This is a genomic window from Hoeflea marina (assembly GCF_003182275.1).
In the GTDB taxonomy this organism is placed as follows: Bacteria; Pseudomonadota; Alphaproteobacteria; order Rhizobiales; family Rhizobiaceae; genus Hoeflea; species Hoeflea marina.
On the sequence record NZ_QGTR01000002.1, the window covers coordinates 802,295 to 825,859 of the forward strand.

21 protein-coding genes are annotated in these 23,565 nt (G+C 65.2%); 11 read left to right on the forward strand and 10 right to left on the reverse strand.

Going from position 1 to position 23,565, the window contains the following annotated elements:
• Positions 1-7: 7 nt before the first annotated feature.
• Complete coding sequence (locus tag DFR52_RS10195; RefSeq protein WP_110032062.1) at positions 8-2,242, forward strand: ABC transporter permease; 2,235 nt, start codon at positions 8-10, stop codon at positions 2,240-2,242.
• Entirely contained in the window at positions 2,243-3,319 is a 1,077-nt protein-coding gene (locus tag DFR52_RS10200; protein WP_110031810.1) for an ABC transporter ATP-binding protein, read from the forward strand.
• Between the two features lie 58 nt (positions 3,320-3,377).
• On the opposite strand, the gene DFR52_RS10205 is transcribed toward DFR52_RS10200, so the two are convergent.
• On the reverse strand, positions 3,378-4,481 hold the full coding sequence (locus tag DFR52_RS10205; RefSeq protein ID WP_110031811.1) for a Fic family protein: 1,104 nt from the start codon (positions 4,479-4,481) through the stop codon (positions 3,378-3,380).
• A gap of 163 nt (positions 4,482-4,644) precedes the next feature.
• Positions 4,645-5,436, reverse strand: coding sequence for an inositol monophosphatase family protein (locus DFR52_RS10210; protein WP_110031812.1), 792 nt, complete (start codon positions 5,434-5,436; stop codon positions 4,645-4,647).
• A gap of 740 nt (positions 5,437-6,176) precedes the next feature.
• Between DFR52_RS10210 and mog the strand changes: the two genes are divergently transcribed.
• Complete coding sequence (gene mog / locus DFR52_RS10215) at positions 6,177-6,701, forward strand: molybdopterin adenylyltransferase (protein ID WP_110031813.1); 525 nt, start codon at positions 6,177-6,179, stop codon at positions 6,699-6,701.
• A gap of 78 nt (positions 6,702-6,779) precedes the next feature.
• On the opposite strand, the gene DFR52_RS10220 is transcribed toward mog, so the two are convergent.
• A complete protein-coding gene (locus tag DFR52_RS10220; protein WP_110031814.1) occupies positions 6,780-7,274 on the reverse strand; it encodes a hypothetical protein in 495 nt (164 codons plus the stop codon).
• A gap of 257 nt (positions 7,275-7,531) precedes the next feature.
• Here DFR52_RS10220 and DFR52_RS10225 point away from each other — a divergent pair, with 257 nt between their 5' ends.
• The 3 genes from DFR52_RS10225 to DFR52_RS10235 all read left to right on the forward strand — a co-directional run bounded on the left by DFR52_RS10225 (position 7,532) and on the right by DFR52_RS10235 (position 8,379).
• On the forward strand, positions 7,532-7,690 hold the full coding sequence (locus tag DFR52_RS10225; RefSeq protein WP_110031815.1) for a YqaE/Pmp3 family membrane protein: 159 nt from the start codon (positions 7,532-7,534) through the stop codon (positions 7,688-7,690).
• A complete protein-coding gene (locus tag DFR52_RS10230; protein WP_110031816.1) occupies positions 7,687-8,046 on the forward strand; it encodes a DUF4112 domain-containing protein in 360 nt (119 codons plus the stop codon). The genes DFR52_RS10225 and DFR52_RS10230 overlap by 4 nt, the downstream gene beginning before the upstream one ends.
• 120 nt (positions 8,047-8,166) lie before the next feature.
• Positions 8,167-8,379 carry a hypothetical protein gene (locus DFR52_RS10235; RefSeq protein WP_110031817.1) on the forward strand — a complete coding sequence of 71 codons (213 nt, stop codon included), beginning with the start codon at positions 8,167-8,169 and terminating at the stop codon, positions 8,377-8,379.
• Here DFR52_RS10235 and DFR52_RS10240 read toward each other — a convergent pair.
• The 7 genes from DFR52_RS10240 to DFR52_RS10270 all read right to left on the reverse strand — a co-directional run bounded on the left by DFR52_RS10240 (position 8,369) and on the right by DFR52_RS10270 (position 15,640).
• Positions 8,369-9,433 carry a dipeptidase gene (locus DFR52_RS10240; protein WP_110031818.1) on the reverse strand — a complete coding sequence of 355 codons (1,065 nt, stop codon included), beginning with the start codon at positions 9,431-9,433 and terminating at the stop codon, positions 8,369-8,371. The two genes, DFR52_RS10235 and DFR52_RS10240, sit on opposite strands and share 11 nt — an antisense overlap.
• Positions 9,434-9,447: 14 nt before the next feature.
• The gene (locus DFR52_RS10245; protein ID WP_210205824.1) at positions 9,448-10,209 is read right to left on the reverse strand and encodes an ABC transporter ATP-binding protein; all 762 of its coding nucleotides are present in this window, start codon (positions 10,207-10,209) and stop codon (positions 9,448-9,450) included.
• Positions 10,210-10,217: 8 nt separating this feature from the next.
• On the reverse strand, positions 10,218-11,054 hold the full coding sequence (locus DFR52_RS10250) for an ABC transporter ATP-binding protein (RefSeq protein ID WP_110031820.1): 837 nt from the start codon (positions 11,052-11,054) through the stop codon (positions 10,218-10,220).
• Positions 11,051-11,983 carry an ABC transporter permease gene (locus tag DFR52_RS10255; RefSeq protein WP_110031821.1) on the reverse strand — a complete coding sequence of 311 codons (933 nt, stop codon included), beginning with the start codon at positions 11,981-11,983 and terminating at the stop codon, positions 11,051-11,053. Before DFR52_RS10255 ends, DFR52_RS10250 begins: the two co-directional genes overlap by 4 nt.
• Positions 11,980-13,035 carry an ABC transporter permease gene (locus tag DFR52_RS10260; RefSeq protein WP_110032063.1) on the reverse strand — a complete coding sequence of 352 codons (1,056 nt, stop codon included), beginning with the start codon at positions 13,033-13,035 and terminating at the stop codon, positions 11,980-11,982. Before DFR52_RS10260 ends, DFR52_RS10255 begins: the two co-directional genes overlap by 4 nt.
• Positions 13,036-13,044: 9 nt before the next feature.
• The gene (locus DFR52_RS10265; protein WP_110031822.1) at positions 13,045-14,640 is read right to left on the reverse strand and encodes an ABC transporter substrate-binding protein; all 1,596 of its coding nucleotides are present in this window, start codon (positions 14,638-14,640) and stop codon (positions 13,045-13,047) included.
• A gap of 241 nt (positions 14,641-14,881) precedes the next feature.
• A complete protein-coding gene (locus tag DFR52_RS10270) occupies positions 14,882-15,640 on the reverse strand; it encodes a DeoR/GlpR family DNA-binding transcription regulator (protein ID WP_110031823.1) in 759 nt (252 codons plus the stop codon).
• A 266-nt stretch (positions 15,641-15,906) separates the two neighbouring features.
• On the opposite strand from DFR52_RS10270, the gene DFR52_RS10275 reads away from it, so the two are divergent.
• The 5 genes from DFR52_RS10275 (at position 15,907) to DFR52_RS10295 (ending at position 23,481) form a co-directional block, all read left to right on the forward strand.
• Positions 15,907-16,890 (forward strand): ABC transporter substrate-binding protein, encoded by a 984-nt coding sequence (locus DFR52_RS10275; RefSeq protein WP_170132244.1) that lies wholly within the window; start codon positions 15,907-15,909, stop codon positions 16,888-16,890.
• 177 nt (positions 16,891-17,067) lie between these two features.
• Entirely contained in the window at positions 17,068-18,087 is a 1,020-nt protein-coding gene (locus DFR52_RS10280; RefSeq protein ID WP_110031825.1) for a quaternary amine ABC transporter ATP-binding protein, read from the forward strand.
• Positions 18,088-18,089: 2 nt separating this feature from the next.
• On the forward strand, positions 18,090-20,117 hold the full coding sequence (locus DFR52_RS10285) for an ABC transporter permease (RefSeq protein ID WP_110031826.1): 2,028 nt from the start codon (positions 18,090-18,092) through the stop codon (positions 20,115-20,117).
• A gap of 5 nt (positions 20,118-20,122) precedes the next feature.
• The gene (locus DFR52_RS10290) at positions 20,123-21,043 is read left to right on the forward strand and encodes a choline/ethanolamine kinase family protein (protein WP_110031827.1); all 921 of its coding nucleotides are present in this window, start codon (positions 20,123-20,125) and stop codon (positions 21,041-21,043) included.
• A complete protein-coding gene (locus DFR52_RS10295; protein WP_110031828.1) occupies positions 21,040-23,481 on the forward strand; it encodes a GcvT family protein in 2,442 nt (813 codons plus the stop codon). Before DFR52_RS10290 ends, DFR52_RS10295 begins: the two co-directional genes overlap by 4 nt.
• The last annotated feature ends 84 nt before the right edge of the window (positions 23,482-23,565 follow it).

Sequence of the window (23,565 nt, forward strand, 5' to 3'; positions counted from 1 at the left end):
CCTGTGGATGGCGGTCGGGTGGCTCGGCTTCGCCGTGCTGCCCTGGTACGGGCTGGAGAGCAATTTCTTCGCCTTCGGCTGGCTGTCCCGCGGCTATCCCATGGAGCCCGAGCTGGCGCCGGCGCTGTTTCTTGTCGGCCAGGGCAAGACGCCCTGGCTGGCGCCCATGGCCTTGCTGCTGGCGCTGCCGCTCCTGGCCTGGCGGCGGCAGAAGAGCGACCCGTTCTTCGCCACACTCCTGATCACCGTCGGCGCGCTGGGCCTCGTCTGGTTCTTCCTGCAGGGCTACGGCATCGGCCTGCGCGGCTGGCGCTTCGAGTGGATGACCGCGCTGTTCGGCGAGCTCGGCGACCGTCAGTTCGGCATGGGCTACGGCGCCTTGCTGGTGGGCGGCTCCTTCCTTTTCCTCATGTCGCTCGGCATCGCCGCCCGCGGCGCGGTCGGCGGCGATGTCTTCGTCGTCAGCTCCATCGTCTTCGTCGTCGCCATGGTCACGCTGTTCATCTTCGTGCCGATCCTGCAGATGCTGGCCAACGCCATGCTCACCGACAAGGGCGGCTATTCGCTGGGCTCCTTCGGCGGAAAGCTGTTTGCCGCCAGGCTCTGGGGCCTCGACTGCCTGTCGGGATCGGGACGCTGCGGGGTGGCATGGAATTCGCTGTTCCTCGCGATCGTCGTCGGCATCGTCACCACACTGCTGGGACTGGTCTTCGCGCTCGTCGCCACGCGGACGAGCATGGGCTTCCGCAACGCCCTTCGCGCGCTCACCGTGCTGCCGATCATCACTCCGCCCTTCGTGATCGGCCTTGCCATCATCCTGCTCTTCGGACTTTCCGGGGCCGTCAACCAGGGCCTTGCGGAGGTCTTCGGCTATCAGCCGACCCGCTGGGTCTATGGCCTTCCCGGCCTGCTGATCGCCCAGGTGCTGGCGTTCACGCCGATCGCCTTTCTGGTTCTCATCGGCGTCGTCGAGGGAGTCAGCCCGTCGATGGAGGAGGCGGCGCAGACTCTGCGCGCCAACCGCTGGCAGACCTTCGTCCATGTCACCCTGCCGCTGATACGGCCCGGCCTTGCCAACGCCTTCCTGCTCGGCTTCATCGAGAGCATGGCCGATTTCGGCAACCCGCTGGTGCTGGGCGGCAATTTCGACGTGCTGTCGACGGAGATCTTCTTCGCCATCGTCGGCGCGCAGTACGACCAGGCCCAGGCAGCGGTGCTGGCGCTGGTGCTGCTCGCCTTCACGCTGACGGCGTTCTATGCGCAGCGCTTCTGGCTCGGCAAGAAGTCCTACACCACCGTGTCCGGCAAGGGTGACGCCGGCGTGCATCCGCCGCTGCCGCGGCCGGTGGCGCTCGCCATCTTCACCATCGCCGGCCTCTGGATCGTCTTCACGGTCATTGTCTACGCCACCATCTTCTACGCCAGCTTCGTCAGGCTCTGGGGCATCGACAATTCGCTGACGCTCGCCCACTACATCCAGGCCTTCTCCGTAGGCTGGAACGAATTCGGCATCCACTGGTCGGGTTCGGCCTGGAGTTCCTTCTTCACCACGATCATGATTTCGCTGATCTCGGCGCCGCTGACCGCCGTCATCGGGCTGATAACCGCCTATCTGCTGGTCCGGCAGAATTTCCGCGGCAAGCAGGGTTTCGAGTTCGGCACCATGCTCTCCTTCGCCATTCCCGGCACGGTGATCGGCGTCTCCTATGTCATCGCCTTCAACGTGCCGCCGATCGAGCTCACCGGCACCGGCATCATCCTGGTGCTGTCCTTCATCTTCCGCAACATGCCGGTGGGTGTGAGGGCAGGGGTGGCCTCGATGTCGCAGCTGGACAAGAGCCTCGACGAGGCGGCGCTGACGCTGGGCGCCAACTCGTTCCAGACCTTCCGCAAGGTTATTTTGCCGCTCTTGCGGCCGGCGATTCTCGCGGCGCTGGTCTATTCCTTCGTCCGCGCCATGACGGCGATCAGCGCCGTGATCTTCCTCGTCTCGGCGCGCTACGACATGGCCACCAGCTACATCGTCGGCCGCGTCGAGAACAATGAGTACGGCATCGCCATCGCCTATGCGACCATGATGATCTTCGTCATGCTCGTCGTCATCGGGCTGATGCAGCTCGCCGTCGGTCGCCGCGACATCGGCCGGCGCGACATCGGCGGCGATCCGCAGAAGGCGGGCTGGCGCTCCAATGTCAGCCTGCCCGCGGGCGGCGCCAATCAAGCCATCGCAGGAGGCGGTTGAATGACTGACATCAAGGGCAAGGCTGCCTCTGTCGAGTTCCGGAACGTCACCAAGGTCTATCCCAATGCCAGGGTGGCGGCGGTGGACCAGGTCTCGCTGTTCGTCGAGCCGGGCAGGCTGGTGACGCTGCTCGGTCCCTCGGGCTGCGGCAAGACCACCACTTTGCGGATGATCGCCGGGCTGGAGATGGTGACCAGCGGCCAGATCCTGATCGGCGGCGAGGACGTGTCCGCGCTGCCCGCCACCGATCGCGACGTCTCCATGGTGTTCCAGTCCTATGCGCTGTTTCCGCATATGAGCGTGCGCGAGAATGTCGAGTTCGGGCTGAAATTCTCGGGTTTCGCCAAACAGGAGATCGGCGATCGCGCCATCGCCGGGCTGAAGCTTGTCGGCCTCGACGGTTTTGGCGAGCGGTTGCCGAGCCAGCTCTCGGGCGGCCAGCAACAGCGCGTCGCCGTTGCCCGCGCCCTGGTGCTCGAGCCGCAGGTGCTGCTCTTCGACGAGCCGCTCTCCAATCTCGACGCCAAGCTCCGGCGCCATGTGCGCGAGGAGATCCGCGAGATCCAGCAGACGCTGGGGCTGACCGTGGTCTATGTCACCCATGACCAGGAGGAGGCGCTGGCGGTCTCCGACCGCATCATCGTCATGAACAACGCCGTCATCGCCCAGGAGGGCACGCCGCGCGATCTCTACGATGCGCCGGCGAGCGCCTTCGTCGCCGACTTCATCGGCGAGGCCAATCTGCTCGACTGCGAGATCCGCAGGGTGGACGGCGAGACCGCCACCGTCGCGCTCGGACCGGTGACGCTGTCGCTGGCTGCGCGCGGCCTGCCCGTCGGTCCCGGGCGGCTTGCCATCCGCCCCGACCGCATCGAGATCGCGCCGGCGGGCACCCCCAACAGCCTGCCCGCCACGCTGAAGAAGGTTACCTATGCCGGCAGCCATCTCGAATGCGTCGTCCAGAGCGGGGCCGGCGAGATCTTCGCCATCTGCGGCGATGTCGACGCCCCGATCAAGGCCGGCGACGCGGTCGGGCTGAGCTTCCCCGCGCGCGGGCCGGTGCTGATCGTGCCGTGAGGGCACTTCCATAGACAGAGAGATATCAGGCGCAGAGACTGAGCCTTTGCAGCAAGGCCTATCCGCCGCTGTCGGTCAGCCCACCCAGCCAATAGCGCGCATGACGACGCTCTCCGGTCCGCGTCAAGGCCCCTTTCAGGACCAGGTCGGCAAGATCGCGGGTTGCCGTGGGGCGCGATGTTCCCGTGATGGCGATATATTTCTCGGCGCTCAGGCCGCCCTTGAAGCCGTCCGGTCCTTCACGGAACATCCGCGCAATCGCCTTTTCCTGCCGCTCGTTCAATTGCCCGCGCAAGCGGACATAGAGTTTCGTCTTGGCGATCAGGTGCTCGATCAGGCTGAGGGAATAGTCTTGCGCCTTCAGGATTGTCTTCGCGAAATACACGAGCCAGACGGTGATCTCCGGGGCCTTGGTGTATTGTTGCAAATTGAGATAGTAGGCCTTTCTGTCGGCCTGGATCGTATGCGACAGCGCCAGTAGGGTTGGATGTCCCAGGCTTTGCGAGAGCGCCTTTTCCGCGATGGCCCGACCGATACGCCCGTTCCCGTCTAAGAACGGATGGATGGATTCGAAATAGAGATGCGCGATTCCTGCCCGGGTGACCGGCGGCAGCGCCCCACTGCCATTGAACCAGTCAAGAAACCGGGCCATCTCGGCCTTCACCTGTCTGGAGGGTGGCGCTTCGAAGTGAATTCTGGCGTCGTAGTCGGCTCCCGACACGATCTGCATTGGCTCGTCATGGGTCCGGTAGCGCCCGATATCGCCAAGATCCGTCCGCCCGCTTGTGACCATTTCGTGCCATTGGAACAACGCCAGATCACTCAGCGGATCGTCGAAGGTTTTGTACAGCGAAGTCATCATTTCGGCGATGCCCTGTTCGGCGGGCGTCGCCTTGCGGAAGGGGGCTCCCAGTCCGAAATTCCGTTTAATGGATGCCTGCACGGATTGACGATTGAGGATTTCGCCCTCGATCTCCGACGTCTTGACGGCCTCGGTGCTGATAAGCTCGACGATCAGATCATCTTTCTGGCTGTCACTGACATGTTTCAGCGCGCCCACGACAATGCCTGACTGGCGCTGAAACTGCGCCTCCAATGGGGCGAGCGCCGCGCTGTCATGGGTAAATTGCGGCCAATCCGGATGCTGCCAGTTCCAGGGCATGAGCTATAGAAGTCCTTTCTATAACTCATCATACCGCATTTTCATGATCGATAGAACCGGTTTCTATAACTCATGCTGCGATGTCGATTTGCCCAAAAACCCTGTGGGACCAGCCGCATGCCGGTCATTTGTGAATCAGTCCGGCAAGGAGTTCAAGCAGCTTCTACTTGACGAAATGCCGGTGGGCGATCTCGGCGATTGCGTCGTAGACGCCGGGTGCTCCCGCCAGCACCATCGTGCCCGACATCAGCACTGTCTCCGGATCCGGCTCGACGATTCTGCCGCCGGCTTCCTCGATCATCAGCAATCCAGCCAAACAATCCCAGGAGTTCATGTGCTCCTCGATATAGCCGATCAATCGGCCTGCGGCGACATAGGACAGCATCAGCCCACCCGAAGCATTGCGGAAGAAGATGCCGCCGGCATCCATGAGGTCGGCGATTATCGGTACGATGCCGCGCGGATTCTTGCGGCCGGAGAAGCCGGTGCCGACCGAGCCGTCCGACAGGCTCACCGACTTCGACACCGCCATTCGCTTGCCGTTGACGAAGGCGCCGTGGCCGCGCATCGCCGAGAATGTCTCGCCCGAGCAGGGTTCGTTGATGGCGCCGATTTCGGTGCGGCCCTTGTAGGTGACCGCGATGATGACGCACCATTGCGGGATGCCGCGGACGAAGTTGGCCGTCCCGTCGATCGGGTCGATAACCCAGTCCCAGCCGGTCGTCCCGCGCTTTGGTGCATCTTCCTCGCCGACGATGCCGTCGTCGGGATAGGCCTTGGCGATCTCGGCGCGGACGAAGGCCTCGGTCTCCTTGTCGGCGTTCGACACCAGGTCCTGATGCCCCTTGCTCTCGATCGTCAGGCTGTCGATGGAGCCGAAGGCCTCGAGCGCACGGGCGCCGGCGGCTTTGGAAAGGGCGATGGCGAAATCGAGACGGGACGTGTCGAGAGTCACGGAAAGGTCCTTTGGGGCGGGATTCGGCTACGCGGAAAGCAGTGCCGACAATAGCCATGGCTTGTGTCATGTCCAGCATTGGGCAGGCGATTTCGGCGTGGAAAGACGATGCGAGAGAGTCGAATGGCAGGCTGTAAATCAGCTATCCGGTCTGGACAGGATTTCTACCTCCCCCTTGAGGGCAGGTCGGAGAAGCGAGCGTAAGCGAAGCTGATCCGGGTGGGGGTCGCGAACCATCAGCGAGAGCCGAATCTGCGTTGGATCCCGGCACCCCCACCGGCTCTGTCCCGGCTCCGCCGGTCCAATCGCCGTCCTGCGGACCCCCTCAAGGGGGAGGCAGGGTGCCGCGCTCTCCGCATTTCCACCTTTCCCCTTGTGGGAGAGGAAGCAATTTCAGCGTCTTGACGCCTTCACCCCGGCCCGCGAGCCGGGGGACTCCTGGAGTGTCACCTCGAAAAGGAGTCTCTCAACGCGCTGACGCGCGGTGGCTGGGCCCCCGGCTCGGCGGCCGGGGCGACGGGTGAGGGTGCGGCGCGACGCGCTGGCTCGGAGTGTGTGGAGAAGCCCGCAGTGGTGCCTGACGTTCCTGCGGCCTCTCTCTTCGCCCTCATGCCGCCGGCGCCAAAGGGCGGCACGCTCTCTCTTCCGTCCCGGTCCGGCCACCTCCGAAATGTGTGAATCGCGTGGAGTTGGAGCCGCGGCGAAACTCGGATAAGAAGCGCCGAACCACGGAGACCGACATGAAGATCGTTGCCCTGACCATTTCCGACCGCGCCAGCCGCGGCGAATACGAGGATCTGAGCGGTCCGGCCATGGAAGCCTGGCTGCGCAAAGTGATCGCCTCGGAGTGCGAGATCGTCCGCAAGATCATTCCCGACGGCATGCAGAGCGTGCGCGACGCGCTGATCGCGCTCTGCGACGAGGACGGCGCCGATCTGGTGCTGACCACGGGCGGCACCGGACCGTCACCGCGCGATCTCACGCCCGAGGCTATGCGTGAGGTGATCACCATGGAGCTTCCGGGCTTCGGTGAACTGATGCGGCGCGTGAGCTTCGAGGAAGTGCCGACCGCGATCCTGTCGCGGCAGACGGCCGGCGTGCGCGGCCGGACGCTGATCATCAACGTTCCCGGCAAGCCGGCGGCGATCGACACCTGCCTGACCGCCGTCTTCCCGGCCGTGCCCTATTGCCTGGATCTCATCGGCGCCGGCCGCATCGAGACGCGCGACGACGTGCTCAAGGCGTTCCGGCCGAAGGGGGCGTGAGCCGCGCCCGGCGGCTGTGAGCGCAGCCTCCGGATCCCGCGGCAAATCCTTACTTCCGGCGTTGCCGACGGCGGCGGCTCAATTGCGGCGGAACGAGAAGCGCGACGTGTTGCGGGTCTGGCCGTCGACCTTGTCGATCACGGTCAGCTCAAAACTGTTCTCGCCCGAGCGGGTCAACACCATCTGCGCGGCGCGGTCGCCGTTGACAGGTCCATTCCAGGCCACGGCCAGGTTGAGCCGCTGGCCCTTCACCGCGCCGCTGAGCCGCGCCGGACCGGTCTTCGATCCCGTGTAGGTACCGGTGACGCGGTTGCCATCGGTGGATTTGAGCTTCAGCCCGAGCGCCTGGCGGAACACCAGCAGGCCGCAGTTGCCGCTCATGGCCACGGTGCGCGAGGCGCCGTCGACCGACAGCTTGCAGGTCGCCGAGACATCTCCCATCTTGGCGAGATAGGCCTTGCCCGACCCGGACCACTGGCCGGACAGGTCGGAGAAGAAGTCGCGGGTGGCAGCCTGGGCGGGCAGGGCCAGGGCGGCAAGCGACAGGGCGGCGGCGATCAGGGGGATTTTCATATGTGGGAACCTCATGTTGCGCAGACAACGCCAGGGCCGGCAAGATGTTCCGTCCGTCGAGGCGCACGGACGGCACCTCGCACAAGGACCAGCAGATCCTTGGGACAGGCCTGAGTATGACGGGTCCGACGGTTCCCGGACTTGACTAGGACTGGATGCCAATAGGCAGTGTCTGCGATTGGCTGCCGCGGAACCCTTTGCGGCTCGACACGTTCAGCCTGCGAGCCCCGAATTTTTGCAAGACAGGCAACCCACCCATGGATCTCGTTCGCATTCTCATCGCCATCCTGCTGCCGCCGCTCGGCGTGTTCCTTCAGGAGGGCCTCGGCAAGCATTTCTGGATCAATCTGCTGCTGACGCTGCTCGGCTACATTCCGGGCATCGTCCACGCCGTCTGGATCATCGCACGCCGATGAGCGCGGAACTGCGCCGCGAGCTCTCCAGGCTCGACACCCTTGCCAATGCGCTGGACTCGCAGTTCCGCATCCCGGGCATCGGCATGCGCATCGGCTGGGACGGGATTCTCGGCCTGGTGCCGGGCGTCGGCGATGCAGTCACGCTGCTGCCGGCGGCCTACCTGCTCTACAAGGGTCACAGGCTCGGGGCCCGCCGGATGACGCTGATGCAGATGGCGCTCAATTCCGGCATCGATCTCGCCATCGGCGCGGTGCCTCTGCTGGGCGATCTCTTCGACATCGGCTTCAAGGCCAACAAGCGCAATGTGGCGCTGTTGCGCCGCGACATCGAGGCTCGCATCGAAGAGGTGGCGTGACGCTTTGCGGCGGACCGGGAGTGTTGCCGGGATGGCGGCTCGGGATCTGCCAGACCGGTGTTTGTGGTTTGGCCGATGCGCGCTAGAATGAGGCGGGTCATTGTCCCGCGGTTAGAGATCATGCCGACCGATGCTGTCAGCCTGGATTTCCTGGCAAAGCAGGCCAAGCTGAACCTGGACGAGCTGCGGGTTGTCCGGAAGGAGATTGCGGAGATGATGCGCCTCATCTCCGCCAACTATGAGCTGACCAGGCGCGTCGCGCGGCGGCAGGGCGAACTCCGCGCTCCGATTGCGGGAAACGGAAATAGCACCAGGCCGGAACTCAGTCCCTGAACGTCCGGTCCAGCAGTCCCAGCCAGTTGTCGAGGCAGAGCTTCCTGACGAGCTCCTCGGAATAGCCGTGGACGCGCATTGCCTCGGTGAGCGCCGGCAGGCCGCTGACATCGGTGATCGGGTCGGGAATGGCTGCGCCATCGAAGTCGGACCCCATGCCGACATGATCCTCGCCGAGGATCCCGATCAGGTGGTCGAGATGCCGCAGCATCGGCTCGAGCGTCATGTCGCTGGAACGGCGCCCGTCGGGACGCAGGAACACGGTGGCGAAGTTGAGCCCGACCATGCCGCCGGATTCGGCGATCATCGACAGCTGCCGGTCAGTGAGATTGCGTGTCGACGGCGTCACCGCATGAGCGTTGGAATGGGTGGCGACCAGCGGTGCGTCGGAGAGTTTGGCGACATCGTCAAACCCCTTCTCGTTGAGATGCGACAGGTCGATCATGACCCTGAGTTCATTGCAGGTCTTGACGAGTCGCTTGCCGGCGTCGGTCAGGCCCGGCCCGGTGTCGGGCGTGCCCGGAAAGACGAAGGGCACGCCGTGGCCGAAGGCGGTCGGCCGGCTCCACACCGGGCCGATCGAGCGCAGGCCCATGGCGTGGAAGCTGTAGAGTGAATCAAGATCGGGATCGATAGCCTCGGCGCCCTCCATGTGCATGATGGCGGCAATCGCGCCGCGCGTGATCGTCTCCCGCACTTCGGAGGCCGTGCGACAGATCCTGAACCGGCCCTCGCTCGACCGCTCCATCCACAGGAGATGACCCGCCATCGCCAGCGCCACCGTCTGGGAATAGCCGAGATCGAGCTCCCGCGGCAGGTCGAGCGCGTAGGGCGGGTTGTCCATCAGGTCGTCGCGGTCGTCGGGCCGATCCTCCGGCGGCGAGGGGATGTAGATGGCGAAGAAGCCGCCGGCAAAGCCGCCCTTCCGCATTCGCGGCAGGTCGAGATGGCCGCTGCCGTCGCCCTCGAGCCATGTCGCGCCGCGCTTTTCCGGCGCGCGCAACAGGCGCAGCAGAAAGTCATTGTGTCCGTCGAAAACCGGAATCATCGTCATTGTGCGGTCCTGTGTCAGGCTGGAATGGCGGCTCGGGTGAAGCCAAGGCTCGCGGCCATCAGATTTCGTGTGTAGTCCTGGGTGGCCCGGCTGGCTTGCAGGGCTTCCCGAGTCAGCGCCTCCACGGCGAGGCCGTGCTGCATGACCAGCAGGCGTTCGCACATATGGGCGACCACGGCAAGGTCGTGGCTGACCAGCACATAGGTGAGCCCGCGCTCGGCGCGGAGCCGGTCGAGCAGGTTGAGCACCTCGGCCTGGATCGAGGCGTCAAGCGCCGACGTGGGCTCGTCGAGCAGCAGCACCTTCGGCTCCAGGATCAGCGCCCGGGCGATCGCCACGCGCTGGCGCTGGCCGCCGGACAATTGATGCGGGTAGCGGAACCGGAAGCCCTTGCCGAGGCCGACCTCGTCGAGCGCCTGCTCGATGCGGTTCTCGCGCCGGTCGAAGCCATGGATGGCCAGCGGTTCGGACAGCACCCTGTCGATGGTGTGGCGGGGATGCAGCGAGGCGTAGGGATCCTGGAACACCATCTGCACCCGGCGGTAGAAGGCCGGGTCGCGCGGAGTGGCAAGCGCCTTGCCGTCAAGCGTCACCGTGCCGCCGCTCATAGGCGTCAGCCCGCAGATGGCGCGCAGCACCGTCGACTTGCCCGAGCCGCTCTCGCCGACGATGCCGTAGCTCTCGCCTTCGTTCACGCTGAACGAGACCCCGCGCAACGCGTGCACGGCGCGGGCGCCGTGGCCGAAGGTGACCGCCAGGTCGTGGATATCGAGCATCGCCATGGTCAGCCCCCCGCTTTCAGCCAGGCGGCGTCGCGTGTGAGCACCGGCAGCGGCCGCACGCCGCCTTCGATCTTCGGCAGGCAGTTGAGCAGGCCGCGGGTGTAGGGATGCCTGGCGTTCTGCAGGTCGGCCGCATCGATTTCCTCGACCACCTGACCCGCATACATCACCAGCACCCGGTCGCAGAAGGTGGAGACCAGATGCAGGTCATGGCTGATGAAGATCAGTCCCATTCCGCGCTGCGTGACCAGATTGTCGAGAATGCGCAGCACCTCGATCTGGACGGTGACGTCGAGTGCCGAAGTCGGCTCGTCGGCGATCAGCAGGTCCGGTTCGGTGACCAGCATCATGGCGATCATCGCGCGCTGGCCCATGCCGCCGGAGAGCTCGTGCGGATAGGCGGCCATCACCCGTTCCGGGTCGCGGATCTGCACGGCTTCCAGCATCGCCAGCGACTTGTCGCGGGCCTCCGCCTTGCCGCCATGCAGTTTCACCGCCTCGATGAGCTGCTTGCCGATGGTCATCACCGGGTTGAGCGAGAATTTCGGGTCCTGCATCACCATCGACATGCGCGCGCCGCGCAACGAGCGCCAGGTCTTCGGCGTGGCGTGCCGGAGGTCGACGCCGTCGAATTCCAGCCTGTCGGCGGTGGCGCGCCCCGAGGGCGGCGTCAGCCCCAGCAGCGCCCGGCCGGTCTGCGACTTTCCGGAGCCGCTTTCGCCGACGATGCCGAGCCGCTCGCGCCCGAGCGTGAACGAGACGCCGCGCACCACTTCCACCGGGCCCTGCCGGGAGGGGAAGGAGATGCGCAGGTTTCTGACGTCGAGAAGCGGGCTCATTTCTGCGCCTTCGGATCAAGCACGTCGCGCAGCCCGTCGCCGAGGAAATTGAACCCGAGCGATACGATGAAGATGGCAATGCCGGGCATGGTCGCGACCCACCAGAAGTCGATGAGGAATCGGCGGCCGGCGGCGATCATCGCGCCCCATTCCGGCTGCGGCGGCTGCGCACCGAGGCCGAGGAAGCCCAGCCCCGCGGCGGTGAGGATGATGCCGGCCATGTCGAGCGTTACCCGGATGATGACCGAGGGCAGGCACAGCGGCACCACATGGCCCCAGATGATCCTGAGCGAGGAAGCGCCCTGCAGCCGGATTGCGTCGATGTGCTCGGCGTTGCGGATGGTCAGCGTCTCGGCGCGCGCCAGTCGCGCATAGGGCGGCCAGGAGGTGATCGCGATGGCGATGATGGCGTTCTCGATGCCGGGCCCGAGGGCCGCCACGAAGGCCAGCGCAAGGATCAGCCGCGGAAAGGCAAGGAAGATGTCGGTGACGCGCATGAGCACGGTGTCCACCCAGCCGCCGAAATAGCCCGCCGACGTGCCGACCAGCAAGCCGACCGGCGTGGCGATGGCTGCGACCAGCGCCACGACCACCAGCGTGACCCGCGAACCGTAGACGATGCGCGAGAAGATGTCGCGGGCGAGGTCGTCGGTGCCCATCAGGTGATCCCAGGAGGGCGGCAGCAGCCGGGCGGTGCGCAGGTCGCCGCCGGTCAGCGGATCGTAGGGTGCGATGAAGCCGGCGAAGATTGCCACCAGCACCAGCACCACGACGATGCCGAGTCCGATCATGCCGAGCCGGTTGGAGCGGAAGGCGAGCCAGGCGCGGTAGGACTGGCCGAAGCGGGCCTGCCGTCGCGAACTCGGCTGCTCGGAGAGCAGCCATTGGCGAAGGCCGGGCTTTGCCGGAAGGGTGTCGAGCGATGTCAAAGCCGTGTCCTCACGCGAGGATCGAGCAGCGTGTAGAGCAGATCCGAGAAGATGTTGAGACCGACAAAGACGATGCCGATGAGCAGCGTACCGCCGAGAACGGCGTTCATGTCGGCATTCTGCAGCGAATTGGTCAGGTATTGTCCGAGGCCGGGCCAGGCGAACACGGTTTCGGTCAGCACCGAGCCCTCGAGCAGATTGGCGTAGGACAGCGCGATCACGGTCACCAGCGGCACTGCGGCGTTCCTGAGCGCGTGCACCCAGATGATGCGCCATTCGGCCACGCCCTTGACCCGGGCGGTGACCACATATTCCTGCGCCAGTTCATTGAGCATGAAGCTTCGCGTCATCCGTGCGATATAGGCCATTGACAGATAGCCGAGCAGGCAGGCGGGCAGCGCGATGTGCGAGACCACGTTGCGGAAGGCCGCCCACTGGCCCTGCATGGCGGTGTCGAGCAGCATCAGCCCTGTGGTCGATGTGAAGGAGTACTCATAGGAAATGTCGATCCGCCCGGGACCGGCGACCAGTTCCCATTTGGCGTAGAACAGCAGGAGACCCATGAGGCCGAGCCAGAAGATCGGCGCCGAATAGCCCACGAGCCCGAAGATCCGCACCAGCTGGTCGATGAGCCGACCCTGGCGCACGGCCGCCCAGACGCCGGCCGGGATGCCGAGCAGCGTGCCGATGATGATGCCGACGGTGGCAAGCTCCAGCGTGGCCGGGAAGGCGCGGGCCAGGTCCGAGATGATCGGCTTCTTGGTGAGCAGGCTTTCGCCGAAGTCGCCGGTCACGGCCTTCTTGGCGTAGAGATAGAATTGTTCGTACAGCGGCCTGTCGAGCCCGAGCTCCAGATAGACCTTCTCGTAGGTCGATGGCGAGGCGCGGTCACCGACCACGGACAGGACCGGATCCACGGGGACCACGCGGCCGATCAGGAAGGTGACCAGCAGCAGGCCGAAAAGGGTGAACGCCACGGTAGCCGTCAGCTTGCCGAGCTTGAAAAGCCAGCCTGGAAGGGCGCTTGCGCGCCCTTCCGATTGAATGGTCATGTCCGTCACTTACTTGGTCACAGCCTTGAACGAGTTGTCGTTGAACGACGGTCCGACAATAAAGCCCTCGACGTTCTTGCGCCGTGCGATGACTTCGATTTCCTGGAACATGATGACGAAGGGCGAGGTTTCCTGAGATTCCTTCTGCAGTTCGACATACATCGCCGCCCGCTTGTCCGCATCGGGTTCCAGCACCGCCGCATCGGCCTTCTTGGTCATTTCCGGAATGTCCCACGCATTGCGCCAGGCCAGCGGCTTGGACTTTGCGTCGTCGGAATTGTCCGGATTGCGCGCGAAGGTGTCCGCATTGGTGTGCGGATCCTGGTAGTCCGGACCCCAGCGGCCGATATAGATGTCATGGGTGCGGGCGCGGTACTTGGTGAGCGTCTGGCCGCCGTCGCCGGGGATGATTTCCAGCTTGATGCCGGCCTCGGCGAAGGTCTGCTGCATCGCCTGCGCCATCGCGGTGATGTCGGGCGTGTTGCGGGTGTCCATGGTCACCGAGAAGCCGTCGGGCAGACCGGCTTCGGCCAGCAGTTCCTTGGCTTTCTCCACGTTGAGCGAGAACGGATTGTCTTCGAGCGCGCCCAGGAAGCCGAGCGGCAGGAAGGCCTGGTGCTTGATGACCATGCCCTTCATGATCGTGTCGGCGATGGTGTCGTAGTCGACGAGATACTTGAGCGCCTGGCGCACTTGCGGCTTGGCGAGATACTCGTTCTTCTGGTTCAGGCCGAGATAGTAGATCGAGCCCTTGACGCCCTTGTCGATGGCGATGTCGGGATTGCTCGAGAGCGCCTGGATTTCGTCCGGGCCGAGCTTGCGGGCGATGTCGATGTCGCCCTTCTCGAGCAGCAGCCGTTCGGTGGAGGCTTCCGGGATATGGCGGTAGATGGCGTGCGCCATCGGCGCGGCGTCGCCAGAATAATTGTCGTTGCGGTCGAGTGCCACGACTTCGTTGGCACGCCATTCGCGAATCGAGAATGCGCCCGAACCGGCATAGTTGGTCTTGAGCCAGTTGTAGCCGAAGTCGCCGTCGACCTCATGGCTCTTGACCAGCTCGCTGTCGACGATGAAGCCGACGGTCGCCGTCAGGCAGTAGAGCACCAGCGTCGGCGCGTAGTTCTTGTCCATCTCGAATTCGAACGTCATGTCGCCCGTCTTGCGGATCTTGGCGTCGACATTGTCGGCCGAGAAGCCGAACTGGGTCAGGATGAAGGCCGGCGATTTGTCGAGCTTGACCGCACGCTGCAGCGTGTAGACGGCGTCCTCGGCGGTGATCGGGTTGCCGGAGGCGAATTTCATGCCCGGACGGATGGTGAAGGTGAAGGTCTTGCCGTCTTCGGAGACTTCCCATTTCTCCGCCACGACGCCGAAGATCTTGGAGACGTCCTTGACGTCATAGCCGATCAGGCCCTGATAGGCGTTGCCCAGCAGTTCCGAGGCGGTGAATTCGAACACTTCCGCCGGATCCAGCGAAATGATGTCATCGATGGCCCAGGCCTGGATCAGCGTATCGGCGGGTGTTTCCGCCTGCGCGCCCTGCGGCAGAAAGGCCAGCATGGTCGACACTGTGGCCGCTGCCAACAGTTTGGATAGATGTTTCATTCAAGACACTCCCGGATCATTTATTGTAGCGTTTTCAAACACCTCTGGTCATGAGCAGGCCTCAGCCCGCCAGCCGGATGGAACGAAATAGAGTGCACGCGGCCCTGGCGCTGTCAAGCAATCGCGGAGCCAATTCGCCCCTGGCTGTGCACAGGCTTGTATCTGCATAAACTTTTGGCTGTCTGGTGGGCGATCTGCCCTCAAACGGGCCGCCGCCGATCCGATGTGCGCCCCTGCGCCGTCAGGCGGGAAGCATCAGTCGACCGCCGGCGGTTTCCAGGGCCGTGGCTATCTCGGCGTCCGGCGCCGCATCGGTGACCAGGTGGTCGATGCCCGAAAAGCCGCAGACCGACACCAGCCCGCGGCGTCCGAACTTGCTCCTGTCGGTCACCACATGCGTCCGCTCGCCGCGCGACAGAACCATGCGGGCGAATTCCGCCTCCTCGAGATCGTAATCCATCACGCCGGCCTCGGCATGCACCGCGCCGGCGGAGATGATGGCGTGCGCCACGGAGAACTTGGCGATGAACTCGATGGCGGAGACGCCGAAGGCGGCGCCGGAATCGCTGCGCAGCTCGCCGCCGGCCATGTAGACACGGTTGCCGTTGACGGTGGCCAGCGTCCTGGCAATGTCTGAGGAATTGGTCACCACGGTCAGCCTCCGGTGACCGAGCAGCTCGCGGGCGACAAAACTGGTGGTGGTGCCGGTGTCCAGCATGATCGAATCGCCGTCGCGGATCATGCCGGCCATGGTCCGGGCGATGGCGCGCTTGGCGTCGGCGTGCTCGCGCATGCGGCGCTGGAAGGGTGCTTCGCCCAGCTGGCCGGCAAGGCCGACCGCGCCGTGCATCTTCTGCACAGCGCCCGACTGGGTGAGCGGCCTGACATCGCGGCGCACCGTCTCCAGCGAGACACTCAGCCGTGCGGCGAGGTCGGCGATGGTGATCGTTCCTTCCTCCGACAGCAGCCGCAGGATTTCCGTGTGGCGCTTGGACAGCATCTCTTGTTCACTCCGGGTGCGGCGGGCTTCATCGGTTCTTCGCCCGTTTTCTATGCAGAAACCCGGATATTGGCAACCACATCGGCATCAAACGGGCACAAAAGGCAGAAATAACCACAAAACTTGATTGACAAGATCCTGAAGCTGGTGTGGGATCCACCCCTTGAGAACGAGAGTGCGCACCAGCAGGCCTCCCCGTTTGAGTGGCAGGCCCGGGACAAGCGTCGCCGGCACAAACCATTCATCGGGCGAACAGGAGGCACAGCATGCAGTCATCCACGAATACGGTCCGGAGATCGCTTAGATGCGGCGCGGCGGCGCTGGCCATGGCGGCGGCCTCCTGCGTGGCGCTCTCGGCTGTGTCCGCCCAGGAATCCACCGACACCATCACGCTCACCCTGCATGACTGGACGGGCCAGCTCATCACCACCAATATCATGGGCGAGGTGCTCAAGCAGGCGGGCTATTCGATCGAATACGTGCAGGCTGATTATCTCGCCCAGTTCGCCGGCCTCGAGACCGGCGATCTCGATATCGCCATGGAGATGTGGGAGACCACCGGCCGTGAGGCGATGGACGCGGCGACCGCCACCGGCAAGGTGGAGAATTTCGGTCCGACCGGCATGAAGGCCAAGGAAGAGTGGTGGTATCCCGAATACATGAAGGCCAAATGCCCGGGCCTGCCCGATTGGACTGCCTTGAAGGAGCCGGCCTGCGCCGAGGCCTTCTCGATTCCGGAGACCGCGCCCAAGGGCCGCTATCTCGGCGGTCCGGTCACCTGGGGCGGTTTTGACGATGAACGCGTCGAGGCGCTGGACCTGCCCTTCGAGGTCATTCACGCGGGTACCGATGCGGCCCTGTTCGCCGAACTCGAGAGCGCCTACCAGCGCGAAGCGCCGATCATGCTGTGGATCTATGCGCCACACTGGGCCCCGGCGAAGTACAAGGGCGAATGGGTCGAGTTCCCGGAATACACCGCCGAGTGTTATTCCGACCCGGCGTGGGGCTCCAACCCGGACATGGCCTATGACTGCGGCAAGCCGTTCGGCGAGATCTGGAAAGTCGGCTGGTCCGGCGTCAAGGACAAGTGGCCCGGCGCCTATCAGGCGGTCAAGGCGTTCACGCTCGACAATGACGAGATGGGGTCGATGATCACCGAGGTCGATCTCAACGGCAAGTCGGTCGATGCCGTGGTCGCCGACTGGATGGCGGCCAACAAGGATCGATGGTCGGGTTGGATCAAGAAATAAGCCCTGAATTCCTGATTCAACCGAAGGACTGGTGGACCGCGCGGCGGCAGGCGTAACGAGTATTTGCCGCCGCGCGGGATCTTGCCACAGTTCGACCCGTGATGCCGAACCGGGCGCAGGTCCGGGCGGTCGAGGCCAGCCAGGCGCTTGCCCGCCCGCGATGCCGATGGATCCGACATGAGCTTCCCCGACCCCAAACTAGTCTGCCGCAATGTGTGGAAGCTGTTCGGCGCCGATGCACGGTCCTGGCTCGAGGCGGGCGGCACCGCCGCCGATGGCGAAGGCATGGCCGCAGCTGGCCTGGTGGGCGCCGTCCGCGATGTCAATCTCGAGGTGCGCGAGGGCGAGATCTTCGTCATCATGGGCCTGTCGGGCTCCGGCAAATCGACGCTGGTGCGCTGCCTGTCGCGGCTGATCGAGCCCACGAGCGGCGAGATCCTGTTCAAGGGCGAGAACCTGCTTGCCGCCTCCAGCCAGCGCATGATCGAGATCCGCCGTCATCTCATGGGCATGGTGTTTCAGCATTTCGCGCTGCTGCCGCATCTGAGCGTCCTCGACAATGTCGCCTTTCCGCTCGACATCCAGGGCATGGGCCGGGCAGGGCGCGAGGCCCGCGCCCGCGAGGTCATCGATCTGGTCGGGCTTGCGGGCAGGGAGGACGCCTTTCCGCGCCAGCTCTCCGGCGGCCAGCAGCAGCGCGTCGGCATCGCCCGCTCGCTTGCCGTCGAGCCGGAGATCTGGTTCCTCGACGAGCCGTTCTCGGCGCTCGATCCGCTGATCCGCCGCGAGATGCAGGACGAGTTCATGCGCTTGCAGTCGGTGCTGAGGAAGACCATCGTCTTCATCACCCATGATTTCGACGAGGCGATCAGGCTTGCCGACCGCATCGCCATCATGAAGGACGGGGTGATCGTCCAGGCCGGCACGCCCGAGGAGATCGTGCTCAAGCCGGCGACGGACTATGTGTCCGAATTCACCCGCAACGTCACCCGCGCCAAGGTGGTGCGTGCCGAAAGCCTGATGACGGCCGGCGGCTCCGAAGACGCCGGTCCGAAGGTCGACGCCCGCGCCACCATCGCCGAGGCGGCGCCCCTGTTTCTCGACGGCGCTTCGCAATTGGGCGTCACCGGTGCCGACGGCGCCGTCATCGGCACGCTTCACCGCGACGCCGTCGTCTCCCTGATGCTGAAGGGCTGAGCATGGCGAGCCCGGACGCACACCTCTCCTCCCCAGCGGCCGGCCCGTGGTCCGCAAGTCACGCGTCGCGCGTGCCGGTCGTCTGGGGAGTGGTGCTCATCGCCTTCGTCGGCTTCTGGCTCTATGGCCGGTCGCTCGCCGGCTGGGCCTTCGATTATCCGCGCGGCTGGACCGTGCCGGCGGCGCGCTGGATCTCGGCGGCGATGAAATGGCTGATCAACGACGCCACCTTCGGCCTGTTCAGCTTCACCGACATGACCCGCTTCATCTCCGCCATCGTCGAACTGCCCTACCGGCTGGCGCAGAGCCTGCTGTCGACCGGCTTCCTGGAGGGCAGCGGCTCGTCTGCCGTACAGATCCTGCCGCCGCTGCCCTGGCTGGCGGTGGTCGGGGCCGTGGCCCTGATGGGCCATGCGCTGGGCGGCCGGCGGCTGGCGGCTCTGGTGTCGGCCTGTTTCCTGTTCATAGCCGTCTTCGGCCAGTGGTCGAGCGCCATGACCACGCTGGCCTCGATCCTGGTGGCCGCCCCGCTTGGCGTCATTCTGGGCCTGCTCTGCGGCGTCGCCGCCGTCCGCTGGCGCGGCTTCGAGCGGGCGCTGTCGCCGCTGCTCGACCTGATGCAGACGATCCCGGTCTTCGCCTATCTGGTGCCGGTGCTCTTCCTCTTCGGCTTCGGCCCGACGGCGGCGGTGATCGCAACGCTCATCTATGCGACGCCGCCGATGACCCGCATCACCATCCTGTCGCTGCGCGCCGTGCCCTCCGAGGTCATCGACCTGGGCAATATGGTCGGCTGCACCCGGCGGCAGATGACCTGGCGCATCCTGGTGCCGACGGCGCGCGAAAGCCTGATGGTCGGCATGAACCAGGTGATCATGCTGTCGCTCAACATGGTCATCATCGCCTCGATGATCGGCGCCGGCGGTCTCGGCTTCGACGTTCTGGCGGCGCTGCGGCGCCTCGATTTCGGAGCCGGGCTTGAGGCTGGCCTGGCGATCGTCGCGCTCGCCATCGCGCTCGACCGGTTGAGCCAGGCCGCCGCCCACCGGCTGGCGACGCCGCTCAAGTCCGATGCGCGGAAGGGTTTCGCCGCCCGCCATCCCTATCTGCTGGCGGCGCTTGCCACCATCGGCATCGCCAGCCTGCTGGCGCTGGTGCTGCCCTGGGTGCACACCTATCCGCAGTCCATGCAGCTCTCCACCGGCGCCTTCTGGTCCGACGTGGTGGCCTGGATCAATGTCAACTACTTCGACACGCTCGAAGCGGCCAAGAACGCGGTGCTGCTCAACATCCTCATTCCCTTCAAGCGGCTCCTGGCGACGCTGCCCTGGCTCGGCGTGGTCGGCCTGCTCGGCTTTGCCGGCTTCAGGCTGGGCGGGCTGCGGCTGGCGCTGCTGACGGCGGGGCTGTCGTTTCTCATCGCCGCCACCGGGCAATGGGAGAAGGCGATGATCACCGTCTATCTCTGCGGCATCTCCGTCATCATCGCCTCGCTGATCGGCATCCCGATCGGCATCGTCACCGCCTCGCGCGACCGGCTCTGGTCGGTGGTCCAGGTGATCATCGACACGCTGCAGACGCTGCCGAGCTTCGTCTACCTGATGCCGGCGGTGATGCTGTTCCGCGTCGGCGATTTCACCGCCATGATCGCCATCGTTGCCTTCGCCGTGGCGCCGGCCATCCGCTACACCGTGCTCGGCATCCGCAAGGTCGACCCAAGGCTGATTGAGGCCGGCCGCGCCATGGGCTGCACCGAGTGGCAGCTGCTCACCCGCATCAAGCTCAAGCTCGCCTTTCCGGAAATCATGCTCGGTCTCAACCAGACCATCATGTTCGCGCTCTCCATGCTGGTCATCACCGCGCTGGTGGGCACCCGCGATCTCGGCCAGGAAGTCTACATCGCACTCACCAAGGCCGACACGGGCAGGGGGCTGGTGGCGGGCCTCGCAGTGGCCTTCATCGCCATCATCGCCGACCGGCTGATCTCGGCCGGCGCCGGCCGGGTGCGGGCCCGGCTGGGGCTGGAGTGAGCGTCATGGCGGACATCATTCGACCCGCAACCGAAAACCGCATCCGGGCGCTGCCGTGCTTTTCCGGCGCCATCGCCATCGAGCCGCTCAAGGGCGGGCTGTCGAATGAAAGCTGGCTGGTATCCGACCGTGCCGGCCGCCATGTGGTGCGCTTCGGCAGTGATTATCCCTTCCACCATGTCATCCGCGAACGCGAGATCATGACCGCGCGCGCCGCGCATGAGGCGGGTTTCGCCCCCAGGGTGGAACATGCCGAACCCGGCATCATGGTCTCGGAGTTCATCGACGCGCGCACCTTGGACGCCGCCGATGTGTGCGCCAATGCCGGTCGCATCGGCCGTTTCATCGGCGATTTTCACCGCACCATGCCGCGCCATGTCCGCGGTCCCGGCTTCATGTTCTGGGTCTTCCACGTCATCCGCGATTATGCCCGTACGCTGGAGCAGGGCGGCTCGCGCATGGCCGAACGCCTCGGCTTCTGGCTGGCGATGGCCGAGGAATTCGAGGCGGCGCAGGTGCCGCTGCCCGTCGTCTTCGGCCACAATGACCTGCTCCCGGCCAACTTCATGGATGACGGCTCCCGGCTCTGGCTGATCGATTTCGAATATTCCGGCTTCAACACCGCCCTGTTCGACATCGCCGGCGCCGCCTCCAATGCCGGCATGGCCGCGGAGCAATCCGCCGAACTCATTCAGTCCTGCATCGGTCATGCGCCCGACGCGGCCTTCCTGCGCGCCTTCGAAGCCATGCAGTGTGCCTCGCTGCTGCGCGAAACGCTGTGGAGCCTCGTCTCCGAACTGCATCTCGATGCCCCCGGCGTCGACTATCAGGCCTATACGGCGGAGAACCTAGCCCGCTTTCAATCCGCCCTCGACAATTGGCGAACCACCCACGGCATCAAGACCAACGGAAAGATCCATCCATGACCCTCCCGGACAGAGCCCAGATCGTCGTCATCGGCGGCGGCATCATCGGCTGCTCCACCGCCTACCATCTGGCCCGCGATCACAAGGCCGATGTCGTGCTCATCGAACAGGGCAAGCTCACTTCCGGCTCGACCTGGCATGCGGCAGGCCTGGTCGGCCAGTTGCGCTCCTCGGCCTCGATCACCAAGGTGCTCAAATATTCGGTCGATCTCTACAAGCGGCTCGACGCCGAGACCGGGCTCGAAACCGGCTGGAAGATGACCGGCTGCCTCAGGCTTGCCACCAATGAGGACCGGTGGACCGAATTCAAGCGGCTCGCCACCACTGCCGGCTCCTTCGGCATGGACATGCACCTGCTTTCGCCCGCCGAGGTGAAAGCCATGTGGCCGCTGATGAATGTCGATGATCTGGTCGGCGCCAGCTGGCTGCCGACCGACGGGCAGGCGAGCCCGTCGGACATCACCCAGTCGCTGGCCAAGGGCGCGCGCATGCACGGCGCCAGAATCCACGAAAATGTTCGTGTCACCGGCTTTGACATGCATGAGGGCCACATCGTCGCGGTGAAGACCGACCGGGGCGACATTGCCTGCGACAAGGTGGTCAACTGCGGCGGCCAGTGGGCCCGGCAGCTGGGCGCGATGGCCGGCATCAACGTGCCGCTGCAGCCGGTCAAGCACCAGTACATCATCACCGATCGCATCGAGGGGCTCGCGTCCGACGCGCCCACCATTCGCGATCCCGACCGGCGCACCTATTTCAAGGAGGAGGTCGGAGGCCTGGTGATGGGCGGCTACGAACCCAACCCGCAGGCCTGGACGACGGGCGACGTGCCCAGCGACTGGGAGTTCCGGCTCTTCGACGACGACTTCGACCATTTCGAGCAGCACATGACTCAGGCCATGGAGCGGATTCCGGCGCTCGGCCAGGTCGGCGTCAAGCAGATGATCAACGGCCCGGAGAGCTTCACGCCGGACGGCAATTTTATCCTCGGTGCAGCACCCGAATGTGACAACATGTATGTCGGCGCCGGCTTCAACGCCTTCGGCATCGCCTCGGGCGGCGGCGCCGGCTGGGTGCTGGCCGAATGGGTGATGGCGGGCGAAGCGCCGCTCGATCTCTGGGTGGTCGACATCCGCCGCTTCGCCGGGATGCACAGCGACCGGCAATGGGTCTGCGACCGCACGCTCGAGGCCTACGGCAAGCACTACACGATCGGCTTCCCGCACGAGGAGTACACTTCGGGGCGGCCCCGCATCGTCTCGCCGCTTTACGAACGGCTGAAATCGCACCGCGCCGTCTTCGGCTCCAAGCTCGGCTGGGAACGGCCGAACTGGTTCGCGCCCGAGGGCGTCGAGCCGCGCGACATCCCCGCGATGGGCCGGCAGAACTGGTTTGATGCGGTGGGCCTCGAGCATCGCCATGTGCGAGAGCATGTCGGCATTTTCGACCAGTCCTCCTTCGCCAAGTACGAAATGACCGGCGCGGACGCGCTGGCTGCACTCAACCGGATCTGCGCCAACAGGATCGACAGGCCGGTGGGCCGGCTCACCTACACGCAGCTCCTCAACTCAAGGGGCGGTATCGAGGCGGACCTGACCGTGGCGCGGCTCGGCGAGGAGCGCTTCTACATCGTCACCGGCACCGGCTTCCGCACCCATGATCTGGCCTGGATCCGCGAGCACCTGCCGGAGGGGGGCGATGTCACGCTCACCGACATCACCGAGACCTTCGGTACCTTGTCGCTGATGGGGCCGGACGCCCGCCATGTGCTGGAGAAGGTCACCGACGCGGGTGTCGGGAACGTGGCGTTCCCCTTCGGCCATGCCCGCGAGATCGCCATCGCCGGCCACACGGTCCGGGCGCTGCGCGTCACCTATGTAGGCGAACTCGGCTGGGAACTGCATGTGCCGATTGCGGCCACCGGCGAGGTCTTCGACGCGTTGATGGCGGCCGGTGCGCCGTTCGACATCCGCCCGGTGGGCTACCGGGCGCTGGAATCATTGAGACTCGAAAAGGGTTACCGCGCCTGGGGCTCCGACATCACCCCCAACGACACCCCCTTCGAGGCGGGACTCGGCTGGGCGGTGAAGCTGAAGTCCAACATCGACTTCATCGGCGCCAGGGCCTTGCGGGCGATTGCCGGCAAGCCCTTGACCAAACGGCTGGCCGCTTTCGTCATCGACGATCCGGATGCGGTGCTGGTCGGGCGCGAGACCATCCTGCGCAACGGCCAGCCGGTGGGCTATCTCACCTCGGGCGGATACGGCTACACGGTCGGAAAATCCATCGGCTACGGCTACGTCCGCGACGAGGACGGCGTGTCCGATGACTTCCTTGCTAGGGGCGATTACGAACTGGTCATCGCGCTCGCGAAATTCCCGGCGCGCATCCATCTCGCACCGCCGGTCGATCCGGACAACGCGAGGGTGAAGGCCTGATCTCCGGAAGCGGGCAGCGCAATGCCATGTTTTCGGCGCAGCCGGATCACAGGCAAACCAAAGGGCGCGAAATCTCTCTCGCGC

Bases quoted from the DNA above. Each gene is read 5' to 3' on its own strand.
- DFR52_RS10195 (WP_110032062.1), top strand. From the start codon at position 8: ATGGCGGTCGGGTGGCTCGGCTTCGCCGTGCTGCCCTGGTACGGGCTG.
- DFR52_RS10200 (WP_110031810.1), top strand. From the start codon at position 2,243: ATGACTGACATCAAGGGCAAGGCTGCCTCTGTCGAGTTCCGGAACGTC.
- DFR52_RS10205 (WP_110031811.1), bottom strand. From the start codon at position 4,481: ATGCCCTGGAACTGGCAGCATCCGGATTGGCCGCAATTTACCCATGAC.
- mog (WP_110031813.1), top strand. From the start codon at position 6,177: ATGAAGATCGTTGCCCTGACCATTTCCGACCGCGCCAGCCGCGGCGAA.
- DFR52_RS10220 (WP_110031814.1), bottom strand. From the start codon at position 7,274: ATGAAAATCCCCCTGATCGCCGCCGCCCTGTCGCTTGCCGCCCTGGCC.
- DFR52_RS10225 (WP_110031815.1), top strand. From the start codon at position 7,532: ATGGATCTCGTTCGCATTCTCATCGCCATCCTGCTGCCGCCGCTCGGC.
- DFR52_RS10230 (WP_110031816.1), top strand. From the start codon at position 7,687: ATGAGCGCGGAACTGCGCCGCGAGCTCTCCAGGCTCGACACCCTTGCC.
- DFR52_RS10235 (WP_110031817.1), top strand. From the start codon at position 8,167: ATGCCGACCGATGCTGTCAGCCTGGATTTCCTGGCAAAGCAGGCCAAG.
- DFR52_RS10240 (WP_110031818.1), bottom strand. From the start codon at position 9,433: ATGACGATGATTCCGGTTTTCGACGGACACAATGACTTTCTGCTGCGC.
- DFR52_RS10245 (WP_210205824.1), bottom strand. From the start codon at position 10,209: ATGCTCGATATCCACGACCTGGCGGTCACCTTCGGCCACGGCGCCCGC.
- DFR52_RS10250 (WP_110031820.1), bottom strand. From the start codon at position 11,054: ATGAGCCCGCTTCTCGACGTCAGAAACCTGCGCATCTCCTTCCCCTCC.
- DFR52_RS10260 (WP_110032063.1), bottom strand. From the start codon at position 13,035: ATGACCATTCAATCGGAAGGGCGCGCAAGCGCCCTTCCAGGCTGGCTT.
- DFR52_RS10265 (WP_110031822.1), bottom strand. From the start codon at position 14,640: ATGAAACATCTATCCAAACTGTTGGCAGCGGCCACAGTGTCGACCATG.
- DFR52_RS10270 (WP_110031823.1), bottom strand. From the start codon at position 15,640: ATGCTGTCCAAGCGCCACACGGAAATCCTGCGGCTGCTGTCGGAGGAA.
- DFR52_RS10275 (WP_170132244.1), top strand. From the start codon at position 15,907: ATGCAGTCATCCACGAATACGGTCCGGAGATCGCTTAGATGCGGCGCG.
- DFR52_RS10280 (WP_110031825.1), top strand. From the start codon at position 17,068: ATGAGCTTCCCCGACCCCAAACTAGTCTGCCGCAATGTGTGGAAGCTG.
- DFR52_RS10285 (WP_110031826.1), top strand. From the start codon at position 18,090: ATGGCGAGCCCGGACGCACACCTCTCCTCCCCAGCGGCCGGCCCGTGG.
- DFR52_RS10290 (WP_110031827.1), top strand. From the start codon at position 20,123: ATGGCGGACATCATTCGACCCGCAACCGAAAACCGCATCCGGGCGCTG.
- DFR52_RS10295 (WP_110031828.1), top strand. From the start codon at position 21,040: ATGACCCTCCCGGACAGAGCCCAGATCGTCGTCATCGGCGGCGGCATC.